Source organism: Dolichospermum circinale AWQC310F, from assembly GCF_000426925.1.
GTDB lineage: Bacteria > Cyanobacteriota > Cyanobacteriia > Cyanobacteriales > Nostocaceae > Dolichospermum > Dolichospermum circinale.
Map to the genome: position 1 here is coordinate 1 of NZ_APIZ01000321.1, position 18078 is coordinate 18078.

The 18078-nt window shown below is 36.4% G+C and carries 15 protein-coding genes and 1 pseudogene; 10 read left to right on the forward strand and 6 right to left on the reverse strand.

Annotation, left to right across the window (positions count from 1 at the left end; translation table 11 throughout):
* The 3 genes and pseudogenes from ACIR310F_RS21000 to ACIR310F_RS0100075 all read right to left on the reverse strand — a co-directional run.
* A partial coding sequence (locus ACIR310F_RS21000) for a cadherin repeat domain-containing protein (RefSeq protein WP_035367328.1) occupies positions 1-809 on the reverse strand: 809 nt, incomplete at its 3' end.
* 18 nt (positions 810-827) lie between these two features.
* Positions 828-878: pseudogene (locus tag ACIR310F_RS27195) on the reverse strand (hypothetical protein); the annotation flags it as partial.
* 233 nt (positions 879-1111) lie between these two features.
* Entirely contained in the window at positions 1112-1561 is a 450-nt protein-coding gene (locus ACIR310F_RS0100075; protein WP_231387338.1) for a CAAD domain-containing protein, read from the reverse strand.
* Between the two features lie 248 nt (positions 1562-1809).
* Here ACIR310F_RS0100075 and pcrA point away from each other — a divergent pair, with 248 nt between their 5' ends.
* From pcrA to ACIR310F_RS0100100, 5 genes are all read left to right on the forward strand, one after another.
* On the forward strand, positions 1810-4137 hold the full coding sequence (pcrA, locus tag ACIR310F_RS0100080) for a DNA helicase PcrA (RefSeq protein WP_028082068.1): 2328 nt from the start codon (positions 1810-1812) through the stop codon (positions 4135-4137).
* A 262-nt stretch (positions 4138-4399) separates the two neighbouring features.
* Complete coding sequence (hpsA, locus tag ACIR310F_RS0100085; RefSeq protein WP_028082069.1) at positions 4400-7834, forward strand: hormogonium polysaccharide biosynthesis protein HpsA; 3435 nt, start codon at positions 4400-4402, stop codon at positions 7832-7834.
* Positions 7835-7872: 38 nt separating this feature from the next.
* The gene (locus ACIR310F_RS0100090) at positions 7873-8514 is read left to right on the forward strand and encodes a prepilin-type N-terminal cleavage/methylation domain-containing protein (protein ID WP_028082070.1); all 642 of its coding nucleotides are present in this window, start codon (positions 7873-7875) and stop codon (positions 8512-8514) included.
* Positions 8515-8661: 147 nt separating this feature from the next.
* Positions 8662-9558 (forward strand): prepilin-type N-terminal cleavage/methylation domain-containing protein, encoded by an 897-nt coding sequence (locus ACIR310F_RS0100095; protein WP_231387339.1) that lies wholly within the window; start codon positions 8662-8664, stop codon positions 9556-9558.
* Positions 9548-10081: a pilus assembly FimT family protein gene (locus ACIR310F_RS0100100; RefSeq protein ID WP_028082072.1), complete on the forward strand. Its 534-nt coding sequence runs from the start codon at positions 9548-9550 to the stop codon at positions 10079-10081. Before ACIR310F_RS0100095 ends, ACIR310F_RS0100100 begins: the two co-directional genes overlap by 11 nt.
* 90 nt (positions 10082-10171) lie before the next feature.
* On the opposite strand, the gene ACIR310F_RS0100105 is transcribed toward ACIR310F_RS0100100, so the two are convergent.
* On the reverse strand, positions 10172-10522 hold the full coding sequence (locus tag ACIR310F_RS0100105; protein WP_028082073.1) for a hypothetical protein: 351 nt from the start codon (positions 10520-10522) through the stop codon (positions 10172-10174).
* Positions 10523-10956: 434 nt separating this feature from the next.
* Between ACIR310F_RS0100105 and ACIR310F_RS0100110 the strand changes: the two genes are divergently transcribed.
* Positions 10957-11568: an esterase/lipase family protein gene (locus ACIR310F_RS0100110; protein WP_414533997.1), complete on the forward strand. Its 612-nt coding sequence runs from the start codon at positions 10957-10959 to the stop codon at positions 11566-11568.
* An 88-nt stretch (positions 11569-11656) separates the two neighbouring features.
* Here ACIR310F_RS0100110 and ACIR310F_RS0100115 read toward each other — a convergent pair whose 3' ends face one another.
* A complete protein-coding gene (locus ACIR310F_RS0100115) occupies positions 11657-12088 on the reverse strand; it encodes a VOC family protein (RefSeq protein WP_028082075.1) in 432 nt (143 codons plus the stop codon).
* Positions 12089-12577: 489 nt separating this feature from the next.
* Complete coding sequence (locus ACIR310F_RS0100120) at positions 12578-13141, reverse strand: heat-shock protein (RefSeq protein ID WP_028082076.1); 564 nt, start codon at positions 13139-13141, stop codon at positions 12578-12580.
* A 46-nt stretch (positions 13142-13187) separates the two neighbouring features.
* Between ACIR310F_RS0100120 and ACIR310F_RS0100125 the strand changes: the two genes are divergently transcribed.
* The 4 genes from ACIR310F_RS0100125 to ACIR310F_RS0100140 all read left to right on the forward strand — a co-directional run bounded on the left by ACIR310F_RS0100125 (position 13188) and on the right by ACIR310F_RS0100140 (position 17976).
* A complete protein-coding gene (locus ACIR310F_RS0100125) occupies positions 13188-13493 on the forward strand; it encodes a hypothetical protein (RefSeq protein ID WP_231387340.1) in 306 nt (101 codons plus the stop codon).
* A 73-nt stretch (positions 13494-13566) separates the two neighbouring features.
* The gene (locus ACIR310F_RS0100130) at positions 13567-14325 is read left to right on the forward strand and encodes a TIGR00297 family protein (RefSeq protein ID WP_028082078.1); all 759 of its coding nucleotides are present in this window, start codon (positions 13567-13569) and stop codon (positions 14323-14325) included.
* Between the two features lie 253 nt (positions 14326-14578).
* A complete protein-coding gene (locus ACIR310F_RS0100135; protein ID WP_028082079.1) occupies positions 14579-15337 on the forward strand; it encodes a peptidylprolyl isomerase in 759 nt (252 codons plus the stop codon).
* A gap of 32 nt (positions 15338-15369) precedes the next feature.
* Complete coding sequence (locus ACIR310F_RS0100140) at positions 15370-17976, forward strand: type I secretion system permease/ATPase (RefSeq protein ID WP_028082080.1); 2607 nt, start codon at positions 15370-15372, stop codon at positions 17974-17976.
* Positions 17977-18078 lie beyond the last annotated feature (102 nt).

Here is an 18078-nt window from a genome sequence, read left to right on the forward strand (position 1 = left end):
TCTCCCATATTATCTACCACATAAGTATCATTACCTTTACCACCGATTAATAAATCTGCACCTGTTCCCTCGTTCAGAGTGTCATTACCATCTCCACCACCTAAATCATCGTTTCCTGTACCTGCTTTAATCCAATCATTACCAGTAGTACCATCAAAACTAACTGTACCTGTAAAGGTAGTTAAATCAAAGCGTTCAAATCCGAATACTGTTGTCCCAGGAATATCTAATTGATTGGTGGTGTTACTGGTATCTATGGAGATAAGATCATTAGCTGTTCCCCCGCTGATAATTAAGGTGTCTGTACCATTACCACCTTTGATGGTGTCTTTTTGTTGTAAATTTGCCCATGTACTGGTGATGGTGTCCTCTCCATAGTCAGCATCTATGATATCCTGTTGGGCTGTGGTGGTGAAACTTTCGTTATCGTTAAGGTCAGTTACTCCAATGGTTAATTGTCTTTCAAAGGATAACCCCCATTGGTCGGTGGTTCTAACTCTAATGCTGTAACTGTTTTTGGCTTCAAAGTCAAATACAAAGTTGGTGGTAAGTTGATTATTGGTAATGGTAAATAAACTATTATCCGTTGCACCTTCCCCAGTGACTAAACTATAGGTAAAGGTGTTTGCTGTATCTGGGTCTGTGGTGGTGAGATTACCAATCACTGTACCACTAACTTGGTTTTCCGTAATTGTGCTGGTGGAAAGTGTGAGATTAGTGGGTGCTTTGTTAGTAAACTCACTCACGTCTATGATTTGTAGTCCTGAAGACTCATCAGCTACGTAAGCATAGTTACCGACTACTTGCACACTATTAGCCGCGCCAGATGTATCATAATTGCCCTTGAGGGTGGGGGTTGTGGGGTTGCTAATATCAATATCAGGTGCGTTACGCTGTCGCTAACACACCCTACTTTTAATAAGATAGTTCTTCCTTATCAAGATAAGGGTAACATTTTTAAAATCCTTTGTCAACACCAAAAATCAAATTTTTCGCGGTTTTTTGCGTTTTGTTGGCTGTTCCCTGTAACCTGTTCCCTGTTCCCTGTTCCCTAACAAGATACCCGAATTATTAAAGAATCCGGGTATCTAAATTTGTCTAAATTTGTTAGTTAAGATTCAGAAGTTTTTTTACCGACAACTTGAGATTTGAGGGTAGTAATTTCACTAGATAACTCCTGTCTGCTGGAAGCTTTGAGTAAATAGCGATAAACAAACCACACAGAGTAACCAATACCAATTAATTCAAAGCTGGGCGCTACTAAAGGAATATCATTAAGAGCATCTAGTACGGCCAATAGTACCTTAACTGCGACTACAGATGTCACTACTAAACCAATACTAACTATAGGCTGCTGATATTGACCAAAGAATTTACCTAGATAATCTGGTAATGTACCAAGAAAACCAGAAACTTGCTGTCCATATTTGAGCCATTGTTCTTGAGGCTGCATAGGGGGCTGAAGTTTGGTAAGATTTCCGGTTTGGGTGTTAATTTGGGGGATAGTTGTTTCTTTGGACTGGGTTTCTTGGTATTCTGGTTCTTGCATTTTTATTTCCATGATTTTGATTGTTGAGTTTTTTACCTAGACATTTACAACCAAAAGGCTGTTAGTTGACAATTCTTCCACTAATAAGCATGAGAAATCAGAGATTATTGGTTTATCTTATCTAGATTCATTGATAAGTATGACAAAAATTTGCTCAAAATCTAGCCATTTGTGTTACTAGTTAGGGGATAGGCAAGAAACAAGACTCTTTTTAACAGTACAATAATCATAGATTATACTCCTCATCGTCTTTATATTTCATGATAACAAGTATTGATTTCCTTAATTACCTCAATCCTAGTCAACGTCAAGCTGTAGAACACTATTGCGGCCCATTGTTAGTAGTTGCTGGTGCTGGTTCGGGTAAAACCCGTGCGCTGACCTACCGTATTGCTAACTTGATTCTACAACACCGTGTTAATCCTGAAAACATCCTCGCGGTGACATTTACTAATAAAGCTGCTAGGGAAATGAAGGAAAGAATTCAAAGGATATTTGCTGAACAATTAGCGATCACAAAACATGATAAAAAGTTTGATTTACTAACGGAATATGAACAAACTTTGATTAAATCACAAGTTTACCGCACTACTATTAAAGATATGTGGTGTGGAACTTTTCATAGTTTGTTTTCTCGTATTCTCCGTTATGATATTGAGAAATATCAAGATGAAAAAGGGAGAAAATGGGAGAAAAACTTTTCTATTTTTGATGAATCTGATGTCCAAAGTTTGATTAAAGAGATTGTGACTAAAGATCTAAATTTAGATAGCAAGAAATTTGAACCTAAGTCTGTGCGTTACGCTATTAGTAATGCTAAAAATCAAGGATTTTCCCCTAGAGAATTTGAAAGTGAACAGCCAAATTATCGTGGGAGGGTAATTGCTGATGTTTATAACCGCTATCAAGATAAACTGGCTCAAAATAATGCTTTAGATTTTGATGATTTGATTTTAATTCCTACTAGATTATTTCAACAAAATGAGCAGGTTTTAGGTTATTGGTATCGCAAATTTTGTCATATTTTAGTTGATGAATATCAAGATACAAACCGGACTCAATATGATTTAATTCAGCTTTTAGTTACCAATGGGGAAAAACGTAAAAGTGAATGGAAATGGGAAAATCGTTCTGTATTTGTTGTCGGAGATGCTGACCAGTCAATTTACAGTTTTAGAATGGCAGATTTTACGATTTTACTAGAATTTCAGGAGAATTTTGGCGATGGTTTAGCAGATGATGATACCCGTTCTATGGTAAAATTAGAAGAAAATTATCGCTCTTGTGAAAACATTCTCCAAGCTGCTAATGAATTAATTGAAAATAACACCCAACGCATTGATAAAATTCTCAAGGCCACAAGACAACCGGGGGAAGCAATTTGTTTTCATAAAGCTGAGGAAGAAATGGCCGAAGCAGCTTTTGTTATTGACCAAATTCGCAGTTTAGAAAATCAAAACCCGGAATTAAATTGGGGTGATTTTGCAATTTTATATAGAACTAATGCTCAATCTCGACCTTTTGAAGAACTTTTAGTTAAGTATCAAATTCCTTATACGGTTGTAGGAGGAATGAAGTTTTATGACCGCAAAGAAATTAAAGATGCTGTTGCATATTTAAGAGCTATTAATAACCCAGCGGATACTGTGAGTTTATTGCGAGTTATTAATACACCTCGTAGGGGAATTGGTAAAGCAACCATAGACGCTTTAGTCAATGCTTCACAACAACTAGGAATAACATTATGGGAGATAATTAGTGATCAAACGTCAGTAAATACTTTAGCAGGACGTTCAGCAAAAGCTGTCAATAACTTCGCTACAATGATTCAAAATTATCAAACACAAATTACAACTGTTTGCGGTTCAGAGATATTACAAGGGCTTTTAGAAGACTCTGGTTATATCAAAGAATTACAAGAGCAAGCTACGGACGAAGCTGATAACAGAATTAGCAACGTTAATGAATTATATAACGCGATGTTGCAATTTCAAGAAGAAAATGAAGGTGAAGATACTTCTTTAGGAGCATTTTTACAAAGTGCTGCGCTGAGTTCCGATTTAGATAATTTAAAAGAGGGACAAACAGCAGTTTCTCTCATGACCTTACACGCTTCTAAGGGTTTGGAATTTCCGGTGGTCTTTCTAGTTGGATTAGAACAGGGACTATTTCCGGGTTATCGTTCATTACAAGATCCAGTCTTATTAGAAGAAGAACGTAGACTTTGTTATGTAGGTATAACTCGCGCCAAAGAACGTTTATTCTTATCCCATGCTAGAGAGCGCCGCTTATATGGTACTAGAGAACCGGCAATGCGATCGCAATTTTTAGACGAATTACCAACAGAATTATTAACTACACAGAATAAAAATACCAGTATTTTAACTAAAACAAAAGCGGTAAATGCTCTTAATCAAAGCAGTTTTGAAGATTGGCAAGTAGGTGATAATGTATTGCATAAAACATTTGGCATTGGTAAAGTTACTTATATTTTTGGAGAAAGAAATAAAGTTTCCCTAGCCATTCAATTTGCTAGTTTGGGACAAAAAATCATAGACCCCAAAGTAGCAAAATTAGAGAAAATCTAACAGCGAGAATTAGCGTCTTGAGGGAGGAAAAATAAAAAAATTACGAGTTTTGTAAATTTGTCTAGAAAAGATGGTATATTAAAAACCTAGATAAACCACTCCTCTTGCCCCAAAAGATTGCTTATAGTTTTCCTCAGTGTCCTCTGTGCCTCTGTGGTTCGCTATTAAATAGATAATTTAACAGTAAAAAATAATATACATCAATACTTATCTGAAATCATCACCAAAAAATACCAGGAAATTATTGAACAAGAAGGCATCTATGTATCAAAGATATCAGCAATTCAAAAAAATAACTAAAATACTGACAAGATTTTTGCGGAGTTCTTTGATAAAAAGATCAACAAAACGAAGCTTAAACTGGTTGCTAAGAAATGTTTTCCGCACTCAGAAACTTAGTAACACAGGTTTTGTCTTACCAACAGTGCTAATGGTATCCCTGGTAGTGGTATTACTGACCACAGCTATTATGGTTCGTTCTTTTAACCGACGGGAAAATGCTAATAACGTCCGTGTTAGTGATTCTGTCGTCAACATTGCTACACCAGCAATTGATAGAGGTAAAGCAAAAATTAGTAAATTATTGCAGGATAAAACTCTGCCAAAAACTACACCAACAGACGATGATCTGTATAATGCTCTTGTTAATAACATAGATAAATATACATTTGGTGATGAAACTAAACTAACACTATCTTTACAAGAACAACCATCACTACAAATACAAACAGCTTGGAGGTTTCCTGTTGATACTGACAGCAACGGTAAATTTGATAGCTATACCCTCTACGGTATTTATTTTAAAACTCCACCAGTGGTAAATGGTCAGTATAGCAGAGCCAGAAATGCTTTAGAAGCCAGAAATGTACCAGTAGTCAAAGGGACATTAAATGCTAATTGTGGAAGTACCACAACCAGTTTAGTAGGTAATACTGGTTGGGTGAGACAAGATAATGAAATCAAGAAAGCCTTTTTTGTTTATACCGCTACAGCCAGAATTACTGCTCCTCCCGACACTACTAAGTATGAAGTATATAATGGTAAGATCGCTGGCAGTCTGGGCGGGGCTGTAGAGTATCAACAAGACAGAGTACAAACACCAACAAATAACAATGCTGTTGTTTATGACGATGATCTAGAATTAAATTCCGATACAAAGTTGAATGGTAGGATTTTTACAAATAGTAATTTACTGGCTGCTGGAAGTGTTAGTAATCTTAGATTATATCAAGTTAGCAGTCAAGCGTCTTGTTTCTATAAACCTAAAAATGCCAAAATTATTGTTGGTGGTAATTTAGCACTGGGTAAGTTTACCGACGCAAGTGATAACGGTGGAGCAACTGTTGATTTATACCAAGGTAAAACCTCTAATGTTACTACTGGTACTTTAACAAAATCAGTTACAAATAGTCCCAGAGATACAGCCTATAATAACCTAGCTTATGTAAAGCGGATTAATAAATTAATTGATGCTCAAATTGCTGCTGATTCTACAGGTAATAATGATCCAACAGAAGTTAAAAACGGATTTGCACTCAAACAAACAGCATTAGGAATAACTTTTGACAGTACAGAGCGCCTTAAATACCGTCGTCAACAATTAGAAATTTACTTTAAAAGACGGACTCGTCGTGTACCTTATACAGAAGTTGCTTTTGGTGCTACAGAAATATATCCTAACCCATTATTACAAGGATCTGCTGATACCCTGCGTCCCATTGATAGGTGGGTTTATCCTACAGACCCAACGGACGGTAAAACAGGTGTTAATTATACTAATCTATCACTCAACATTAGCATTAGCGGAACATCCTTAGAACCCAGGTCCAGCGACCCAAAAGAATTGAAGAAAAATAGCGGAAAAGAAAAACTATTGGGTGATAGAGTTCTAGTTAGTAACAATTTACCCGAACTGAGGTGGGATACAAGTAAAAATCAGTTTATTGGTTCATATATTGAGGATACCCAAGATATTACTGACATTAAATGGGATTCACCAAGTGGTACTACGCAAACTCGCACACGACCCTCTTTAGTACGGAATTTAGCAGATATTGGTTCTACTGAAAGAGATGGAGACTGGGAATTAGCAGCAGCAAAAGTACCAACAAGCACCACAGACCCCGTGGGTGGTTTACGAGTTGTTACGGGGGCGGGAGTTTATTTGAGTAAAGATGATACTCCTAGTACTATTACTAGTACGGGCAAAGAAATATTGTCTGATATTGAGGGAATGTATCATGACACAAAACCTTATCTAAAAATGCGGGCTACAGCAGTTTATCACTACAAGTCTACTGGCTATAATGCCCAAACGCCTAAACCCATAGCCTGTGTGAGTAGTTATTATGATCCTACTGATAATAGTAGCTACAAAAACATGAACAGTCTACCAGATGCTTCCCCTAATATTGAACAAGGTTCTCAAGGTAAATCTAACAATGGTATAGTTTATCCTGCACCCACTAGGACGGAAAGTTATTATTCTTCAGTCTTGACATATCTATCTGAGTTAAAGTATAATAATAGACCTTTGATAGATGATGGATTACTAGCTAGAGCATTAGCAAAAAAACTAGCACCAACAAATAGAACTATATCAGAGCAGTCTGCCATTGATGCTCAGATTTGCGCTCTACAAATTCTAGATGGTAGTCTTAGTCCTAATAATTCCGTTATTCCCCATGGTGCAATTTTTGAAACCTTCTTTTCTGACCAGAGAGAAAATAAAAAAGTTCGCGCTACAGTTTTAGACTTGAATCTACTACGGACAAAACCCATTGGTGGTTCAGAATATTTATTACCCAATAGCGGTATTATTTACGCGACTCGTGATGATGCTTTACCAGATATCAGTGCGGGTAATACCGACGCTGGAAAACTTGAAAGTCCTGTAGATTATGTAGATGACACGACACGCCGTCCTAGTGCAATTATACTCATTAATGGCGGGAAACTGTGGCGAACAAATACTTACAAGGAAGAGGAAAAGGGGTTAACTCTAGCTACCAACTTACCAGCGTATATTCAAGGTGATTTTAATCTACACACTCAAGAGGAATTTACACAAACAATTGCAGAAAGTTGGAGTAACTTTTATACTCGCACCACTTTTAATAATAACTTTGCCTGTCGTTCTGGTGACTCCAGATTTCCTAATTGTACCACAGGTGATGAATGGCGACCTGGGAATATTTTAGCTGATGCTGTTACTTTGCTTTCTGGAGACTTCGACTTCACAAAGGAATTGGGTTATACAATAGGTAGCCAACAAACAGCTAATAAAGATACTACTTTTAATCTGATTGTTGCTGCTGGTGACAATCCTGCTAAACCTACAGTAGATAATGGTGGTCTAAATAACTTCGTTCGCGTTATAGAGAATTGGACTAGTAGGAAAATTAAGCTAAATGGATCTTTTATCCAGGTAAAAAAGAGTACCTATGCTACAGGGACAAATCAACCTCAGACACCTAATAATCCAAGACAGTGGAGTTACGATGTAGGGTTGTTATTTCAGTCACCCGACTTATTTGCCAGTAAACTCGTAGTCACACCGGACGAACCACCGGATGAATATTTACGGGAAGTTAGCAGAGGTGATACATGGGTACAAACTTTGTTATGTGCTAAGGAGACTTCCACTAATAACTTTGCCATAGAAGATCCAAAGCAACGTCCTGATATCTGTCAATAATAAAACTTACATAAAACTTACAAAGAGGTGATAAAATAATGATAAAAACCAAACTACAGCCAAAAATTTTATCTGCTAGTGATTCTGGTTTCACAATTATTGAGGTACTAGTAGGGGTAGTTTTCATTGCTATTCTCTTGGCTGCTATATCACCAGTGCTGGTCATGTCTACGGCTGTCCGGGTGCAGTCGAAAAGTATGGAAAAAGCCGTTCAAGCTGCTGAGACATTTATTAATGGTGTCAGCAATAATTCAATTTCAGCGCCCACTAAAGTAATTACAGAAACTCCAAATACTCCTATAAATCTAGAAACAGAAATGCCGGTTCCTGAAAAAACCGATACAGATTTGTATTTCTTTAAGAAAGATAGCACCATCACGGCTTGTAATCCAATTTCAACTTGTCAACCAGATAAAGATACCCCATTTGATGAATTTTACATTCAAGCGGCTCAAATAAAGCCCGCAGGTACTAAAACAAGTGATGGCTATCGTCTAGCGATGAGAATATATAGAGAAGACTTGAATTTTGATCAAAAAATTCTAGGGTCTAGTACAGGTGGTATTTTAGTTAATAAACAAGCGCCAATCTTAATCAAAACAGTTGAGATTAGCGGTACTAGCACTTTTGGCAGTTTATGTTCCCGTTTGCGCCTTTTTAATAATCAACCTTGTCAATAAATTGGTTTATAGCTTGGGTTAATTCAATCAAATTCACCATCAATTTTCACATAAAAAAAGGGGTAAAATCCCCACTGTGCAATAATTTAATCTAAATTAAAAACATCTGAAAATCTGCCTTGGGTGCATTTAAAAAAGGACAATACAATGATGATCAAGATACTTAAATTTATATTCAAAAATCAATTCAAAGCCTCAAAATCTCTTGATAAATCTGCTGGTTTTACTCTGACTGAATTGTTAGTAGCTTTAGCGATGTCATCTGTAATGATCACAGTATTACTACAGTTTATGATTACTATGATAACCACAGATAGTGATGAGGAAATTAAGATAAATTCTGAGCAAGAAATCCAAACAGCACTGGATTATATTTCTCGTGATTTACAACAAGCTATTTATATTTATGATGCTGCTGGTATTGAAAACATAAAATCTCAACTGCGTTACCCAAGTGATACTACTAAAACTCCTATATTAGTTTTTTGGAAACGGGAAATTTCAGATAATAATAGTGCGGGAGAAGATAATTCTTCATTGGTTGTCTATTATCTAGACAATTCTAGCAGCACTATTTGGTCTAAGGCTGCTCGGATTAGTAAATGGCAAATTAAAAAAAATGATCCAGGTTTTAATCCCTTTAATATAGCTCAATACAACACTGTAGAAGATGCCATGATCAATTGGAAGAAATCTGGAAATTATAGTAGTGGTAATACGGCTGATGTGTTAATTGACTATGTAGATCAAACCACACCACCACTCGTTCCAACCATACCACCCACACCACCACCAGCCACCTGTCCAGCGGATACCATAACACCTCCAATTACATGGTCAAAAATAACGCCAATTAATGGTATGACCGGGTTTTATGCTTGTGTAGATAAAGCCAATACAACAGCAAAGGTATTTATTCGGGGTAATGCCCTAGCTCGTAGAGAAAGCAATCCAGATAGAATAAAATATGAAAATGATAATGATAAAAAAAGTTATTTTCCCACGGCTAGTGCGATAGTTCAAGGAGCAAAAAGTGGCTATTAATCATCAACTTAAAAAGTCAGTTGTCCAGTCATTACCAGATGATCAGAATGCTGGTTTTACCTTGATAGAAATGATTATAGTGGGATCTATTATTGGTATGTTAGCAGCGATCGCCCTACCAAGTTGGTCAGGTTTTACGAATATTCGTCAGTTAAATATTGCCCAAGGCGAAGTTAATCAAGCCATGCGTCAAGCCCAAAGTCAAGCAAAAAAAGAAAAAGTGAACTATCAAGCTAGTTTCCGTACACAGAATGATATTCTACAATGGGCTGTTCACAAGGAATCTGACCTAAATAATGCTGTGTGGAATGATTTAGATGACAGTGTGCAGTTAGATCCCAATTCAACATTAGAATTGGATAACGGTGTAAGACGAGTCCGGTTTAATGATATTGGTGGTGTGATACCTCCACTCGGGAAAATCACCCTATCTAGTAAATCCGGTGGCACAGGAAAGCGTTGTGTTATTGTTTCCACTATATTAGGCGCAATGCGAACCACTAAGGATGACTCTTGTAATTAGTTGATGTGATTTTAGCGGGCAAGATGCCCGCACCACAACATCTAGCTATTAGGATGATCAAATTTAGATGCGTAAGAGCTTACCGCTTATTTAGGCTGGGGTTTTCACCTGACGTGCCATGTCTAAAAAGCTATTCATATTTACCCCCGGACGACGACGAGGAGTATTTTGAGGAATGAGATACTTGGTGGCAAAGTTGGTTTCAGTTGGAACTGATATTTTAACGGGTTCAGCTTTTGCTGCTACTGGTGCTATCGGTGCTGCTGCGGCTGGTGTTGGTGCTACTGATGCTACTGCGGCTGGTGTTGATGCTACTGGTGCTGCTACTTGAGTAACATTAGCTTCTTCCTTTAGTTCCATGTAGTAGCTGTTTCCCTTATTACCAAACAATCCAGTGATAAAACCGAAAATACCCGCAATCAGATTTTTGATAAAGCCCATAAAAAATACTCCTGGTTTATTCCGTTAATTGCTGCCAGTCATAAAAGTTACTGGTTGCCACTTAGAAAACCGTAATACTGATCAGTATTTTCAGGTCTTTAGTGTCAACAGTTGCAACTGGTAGATAACACAAATTAAATTAATTATTAAATTTTAATATACAAATAACATTATGAGAAATTTTTTAACAAATCTTAATAATTAATTTAGATTTATTCTCATGTCACATTTTCTATTATCTTCGTGATACAGCACTTCCCGATGTTATGAGGTACAAGAACCCCACCCCCAACCCCCTCCAATATCAAAAGTTTATCCTTTTCTTCCCCCCGCTGCGGGGGGATTGAGGGGGGTGCGAGGAGGGGGCTTAAGATGTACCTCATAAGAGCGGAAACCCCTGTAATACTGATTTAAATCCTTGAAAATCATAAAAAATGAAAATTATCACTACAAAACAGCAAAATCCCGTTTTATTAGTCCATGGTATCAACGATACTGGGGCGGTTTTCGATAAAATGGCGTTGTATCTCAGACAAAGAGGTTTGTCGGTGTATACAGTAGATTTGGTCCCGAATAATGGCGCTGAGGTTCTGGATAAATTAGCGCAACAGGTAGCTAATTATATAAATACTATTTTTGCACCAGAACAACCACTTGATTTAGTTGGTTTTAGTATGGGTGGTATTGTTAGTCGTTATTATATTCAACGTTTGGGGGGAATAGAAAGAGTACAGCGATTTATTAGTATTTCTTCACCCCATAAAGGAACAGTAATTGCTTATGGTTCATGGTTGCCAGGATGTGTACAAATGCGTCCTAATAGTCCTTTTTTAGCAGATTTAAATGCCGATGTTCAGATGTTAAAAAAAATAAATTTTACATCTATTTGGACACCTTATGATTTGATGATTGTACCTGCTAAAAGTTCTCAGCTTGGGATAGGAAAAGAAGTAAATTTACCAGTGTTATTACATCCTTTAATGCTAACAGATACTAGGAGTTTAGAACTAGTAGCAGAGACATTAACATCAGCAGTAAATTTATAAATTTACCGTGAGTAAGATCCCCAAATTATTTGAATTATTTATTTAATTCTGTGAATAAATTATGATTTCTTACCAGCGATAAAATCCCCTAAATTCTATCACCAATTTCCTGAAATCCAGCATTAGTAAAAATCGCCTCTGGGTGTTGATAATACTTAAATTCTATTAAGTTGTAAAAAGGGTCTTCTAAAAAGAAAGTGCGATGTTCTAAAAAGGAGTCAAGAAAGCGGTTTTTCGGTTCTTCTCGAAATTTTAGATCTTTGTTTTTTGCCCTTGCTAATAATTCTTGCCAATCCTCTAATTGAGAAAAAATTAGTCCAAAATGTCGGGGATAAATTGCTTTTTGAGGTGTTAAAATATCCTGAGTAACGTGGGCTACTAATTGATGGCCATAGAGGTTGAGAATTAAAGCATGGGGGTTTTCACGTCCGGCTATGCAGCCTAAACCGTCAACATAATAGGCTTTGGTTTGGGGGATATTGGAGACGGGGAAAGCGAGGTGAAAAATAGGTTGGTTCATGGTGGGGGTGGGTGAGAGAATAAAAGTGGGATTTAGTTAATTTCTCTGTAGGTTGATTTAAAGTTTGGAAGATTCTTCCTGATACGGACAACAATATTGTCATTATATCGTTTTTAGTCGGAATAATAAATACTCTTGTGAAAGCCCGACATTTCTATGAACCCAGTATTGATCCAGGTTGGTACTTTTTTCCAGGCTATGATCCATCTTGATAAGTAGTCACAGCAAATAGACTTGCTATCATGGCTCTATTTATGAATATTACGATCGCTTATTGTATCGCTACTGTCTAGATTGTCAAGAGGTACTTGACTAAATCAGAAAGATGTACTATATTAGAAACATAGGATGCAGCAGACATGAGTTAGGCATTAAAAGATAGTCTAAACATGACATCCCGTTACCCTTGTGGTCGAGGAATACCGGTAAAGACGTTCTGAATACCAAAAATTGATTTTTGGCGAAGGCTCCTAAAGGAGCCTTTGTTATTTAGGGAGTTGGTAGTTTTTTATTATTCAATAAGTTTTTGGCTATAACGAAAAAGCGAACTTTTTCTACTTTACCTATACCATCATATTTAGGGTAGGCACTTTGTATGTGTAACCTCAACTTCTTACTTTCTCTGAATACCGTAAAAACGACAAAATAATCAACCTCAATACCATTGGAATCTAAAACTTTAACAGAAGCATACTTTTTATATCCAGCATGACAAACTAACGTTGTTTTATCAGCCAGGGACTTAATAATACTGGGTAATTGCCTTGAGAGGTGGTATCTCTCAAAGTTGAATGGTCTGGATTCTTTTTTATTTAGGTCGTGATACATCAATAACTCTAATTCCTCGCTGGTAAGGTCTTCCGATTTCCCAGTGAAGCAGTGTGAGCTATATGTGACTATAAACCTGTATGTGAATGGGTTATTTTCGTCTGTTTCGTCAGTATATTCAACGCGGTGAACATCTAAATGTGATAAGTCATAAACCTGTCCATTGAATGTGAAATTTCTCCAGCGTTTAACTTCTGTTTTAACGGTATTAAAATCTTTACTCATTAGTTGATATAATTGCCAATTATTTATACAATACTGTTAAGTGGTTTTGTATATCAATATATTAGATGCAGTAAACAGTCGTTATCTTTTAGAATTAGTAGAAAGGATGCTAATTTATAAGTTTTCCACCTATAGCCGTCAGGAGTTAGAAGCGGTGTTTGGATTAACCCAATGGCAACAAACTCGATTTTATCAAGAACTTAAGGAAGAAACAGAACTAGAAACCAAGGTAAAAACCATACCTCGTCTTTTGAAAATGGGGTTGAGTGTAGAACAAATTGCCGAAGCCCTAGAATTAAAAATTGAAGTAGTACAACAAGTAATAGAAAAGCAAGGTAGAAAAGAATCTTAATATTAATGTGGTAAAAGAGGATAAAATAATTTTATCACATTAAAAATCTGAAAATACTCATAATTGATCACAGATGTTATCTTTAATTGATTTGACAAATCCCTGGTTAATGGGATTAGCCTTAAATACGATTTTACTAGGAATAGTGGCAATTCTTCCCAAAAAATTGCTCACACCCGCAGGTATACTGAATGCTGGATTATTAGGAATTATCATTTGGGGAACACTAGGTTGGCCAGGATATCTAGTAGTAGTGTTTTATTTTATTGTTGGTTCTGGAGTAACGCGCATTGGTATAGCGGAAAAAGAAGCCGCAGGAATTGCAGAAAAACGTGGTGGTGCAAGAGGTCCAGAAAACGTTTGGGGTTCAGCATTAATAGCCGCTGTATGTGCTTTAGGAGTGTTGTTTTTACCTGATTTTAAATATTTACTATGTTTGGGTTATGTTGCTAGTTTTAGCACCAAACTATCAGATACAACTGCGAGTGAAGTTGGGAAAGCTTATGGTAAAAGTACATTTTTAATTACCACATTGCAACCAGTTCCGAGAGGGACAGAAGGGGCGGTAAGTTTAGAAGGAACTGTAGCTGGTATGATAGCATCAATAGCGATCGCTCTGATTGGTTGGGGTGTAAATTTAATTAATCCTGTTGGTATGATTTGGAGTGTATTAGCCGCATTTATCGCTACAAATTTGGAAAGTGTCATTGGTGCAACTTTACAATCTAAATATACTTGGCTAACTAATGAAGTTGTTAATATTTTTAATACCTTTATTGGTGCTATTTCGGCGATGATAATGGCATTAATTTACCAAAGTATCTTTGTTTAATTACTCACTAAAATCAAAATATCTGTAGGTTGGGTTTACCCGCGTCAACCCAACATGATTATTTTATTTTTGTCATCATGCTTACAGATTTTAAAATACCTATCAGTTAAAATCCTTGAGATATTCCCGACTGATTAAGTATATATTTAATTTATCAAATCTTCATGATTGCTAAATATCATTCTCTACTGTTTTCTCTATTATTTAATGGAAAGTCCTATAGATGTTTTAGTTTTATTTTCAGAATTACTTCATGGAATCTGCAACTTTTCTAACTGTAAATAACCAAGAAATCGCCCTAGCTGAAGTAGTAAAGTACCTACAAATATCGGGTAGACTAGGAAATTTTATTAATGATGTACTGCGTCAGCACATAATTGAACAAGAAATTAATACCAGGACAGATATTGAGATTAGTTCGGCATTAATTGAACAGACAATTATTGATTTTCGCCTCAAAAATCAACTAACTGATCAACAAAAATTTCAAGAATGGTTAATCAATAATGGTACAGATTATACAACATTTCATACATCTATTACCTTTAGCTTTCAATTAGAAAAACTCAAAGCATTGGTGACAGAATCGAAATTACCAGAATACTTTATTGAAAGAAAGATCTACTTAGATAGAGTCATACTTTCACGAATTTTAGTTGATAGTCGAGAATTAGCAGAAGAACTGCAAACTCAAATTGAAGAAGGTGCTAGTTTTGAACAATTAGCAAAAGAGTATTCATTAGCAGATGAAAAAGTATTTAATGGAATGATGGGACCAATTAGTCGGGGAACTATACCGGATATTTTACGTGCGGCTGTAGATGCAACTGTCCCTGGAAAATTGATAAATCCCATAGAAATAGAAGGGCGTTTTGCTTTATTTAGATTAGAACAAATTCTCCCAGCATCCTTAGAAGATACTCAATTAAAACAATCACTACAAAATGAATTATTTGAAAAATGGCTAGGGGAGAAAATTCAAAATCTCACAGTCAAAATTCAAGTTAATTAAAAACTCTAAATTAGCAATCTTCACGAATAAATGTGTTAAACAATTTACCCTGGAATCAACCACCACTATCTTGGCTAAATGCGGAAGAACAAAGCGAATTAAAACAGCAAGCGGAAATTCGTAATTACAAACTTGGTGAGAAAATTTGGTCACCAGAACTAGGAGGTGAACAGTTTTTAATTATCACTGGTAAAGTACGTTTACGAGAAGAAGGAGAAAATAAAACTGTAGCCACTTTACAAACAGGAAATTGGTTTGGTGACTGTCAAGAATTATTTACTAATTTTAAAGCTGTAGCTGCTAGTAAGGAAGTAGTAGTAGTCTGTTGGAATTCAGAGGTATGGAAAAAGTTTTTAAATCATCAAGTTGATGAATTTTGGAAAAATTCAACAAATCAAGAGGAGAAAAAAATCGTTTTACCAGTTACTAACCCTCGCATTTCTCCACCAGCTTTCACACCGCCCCCACCAATAATTTCCCATTATCCCTTTGTGGGAAGTGGGAATACAGGTGCAGCCTGTTTAACAATGGTAGCACAACATTTAGAAAATCCTGTGCAATTGGAATGGGTACAACGTCAATTGCGGGGACAAAAGCCACAAAATCTAGTAGAAGCAGCAGAAAAATTAGGATTAGTATTGCGGAAATTGCAGATTAATAATTGGAGTGAATTACGCCAATTATCTTTTCCCGCTTTATTGTTGTGGAATCAAGAAGATCAGCAGATTAAAAATGATAAAAGTGATCAAATAAATAGTCAATTAAATTGGGTTGTAGCATATCAAACGAAAGGTAATTATTTAATTATTGCCAATCCTCAAAATCCTGATTATATTTGTGAACAATTACCTGAATCTGTAGTAGAAAATTATTGGGATGGTACATTATGGCAAGTTGAATTAATTTCCCAACAAGAGAAATTTAATTTAGGTTGGTTTACCCCCGCAGTGTGGAAATATCGGGGATTATTAGGTGAGGTGTTATTAGCTTCATTTACCTTACAATTATTAGGTTTAGCTTCACCATTAATTACCCAAGTTATCATTGATAAAGTCATGGTACAGGAGAGTTTAGCCACCTTAGATGTGATGGCGATCGCTCTGTTGTTAGTGGCGACATTTGAATGTATTCTAGGTATTCTGCGGCTATTCATATTCACCCATACTGCACGGCGGTTAGATTTAAGTTTATCAGCCCAACTTTTTCGCCATTTAATGCGTTTACCCTTGGCTTATTTTGAGTCGCGGAGAGTGGGAGATACAGTTGCTAGAGTCCAGGAATTAGAACAAATTCGTCAATTTCTCACAGGTACAGCTTTAACAGTAATTCTGGACAGTATCTTTGCCATAGTTTACCTGGGATTGATGTTTTATTATAACATTCCTCTCACATTTGTAGCCCTAGCCGTATTACCTTTATTTGCAACCTTAACGATTATTGCCACACCAATTTTGCGAAATTGGTTAAATGAAACCTTTAATCGCAACGCCGACAGTCAATCATTTTTAGTAGAGACAATTACCGGCATTAATTCAGTTAAAGCCCACGCGGCCGAACCAATAGCTAGAGAAAGGTGGGAAGGCTTATTTGCCCGCTTTATTCGCACCAGTTTCAAAGCTTCCACCACATCCAATATTAGTAGTAATATCGGTGACTTTCTGACTAAATTTTCCACGCTAATTATCCTATGGTTTGGGGCGAAATTAGTCATTGATCATCAACTTACCATTGGGCAATTAATCGCCTTTCAAATGTTATCGGGAAGAGTTACCAGCCCCTTATTAAGACTAGTACAACTGTGGCAAAATCTCCAACAAGTGCTATTATCAGTAGATAGAATTGGTGATATTCTTAATGCAAGCCCAGAAACAGAAGCAGGAACAGGTTTAGTATTACCAGCCCTGAAAGGAGAAATTAATTTTGAACAGGTATTTTTTCGTTATTCTGCTAACACCGAACCAGTATTAAAAGGAATTTCCTTTCATGTTAAACCAGGGCAATTTATAGGCATTGTTGGTCGTAGTGGTTCAGGGAAAAGTACCCTTTCTAAAATTTTGCAAAGACTATATCAAATTGAATCAGGGCGCATATTAATTGATGGATTTGATATTAAAAGTGCTGACCTAGCATCTTTAAGACAACAAATTGGGGTAGTTCTGCAAGAAGACTTTTTATTTAACGGTTCAATCTTAGAAAACATCACTTTAGGAAATGCAGATATTAGTGCCGAAAAAGTTATAGAAGCCGCGAGATTAGCAGTAGCCCATGACTTCATTAGTCAATTACCCTATGGTTACGAAAACAACGTTGGTGAACGAGGTACAGCATTATCAGGAGGACAAAGACAAAGAATTGCATTAGCAAGATTATTTCTCACTTCTGCACCTCTTCTCATATTAGATGAAGCCACCAGTGCCTTAGACAGTGAAACCGAACAACAAGTATTAAAAAACCTGAAAAACGTCTCTTCCAACCGCACAGTTTTTTTAATTGCCCACCGTTTTGCCCCCCTCAAACGTGCAGATTTAATATTAGTCATGGAAAAAGGAATTATTGCCGAACAGGGAACACATTTAGAGTTATTAAAACAAAAAGGTTTGTACTGGTCCCTATATCAAAAACAACAGACCAATATTTAAACCAGAAGCCAATTTCTCTCTGCGACTCTGCGACTCTGCGTGAAAAAACCTAATTTAATAAATCTAGACCCAAAGCGACAGCACCCCATAAAAGTGCATCAT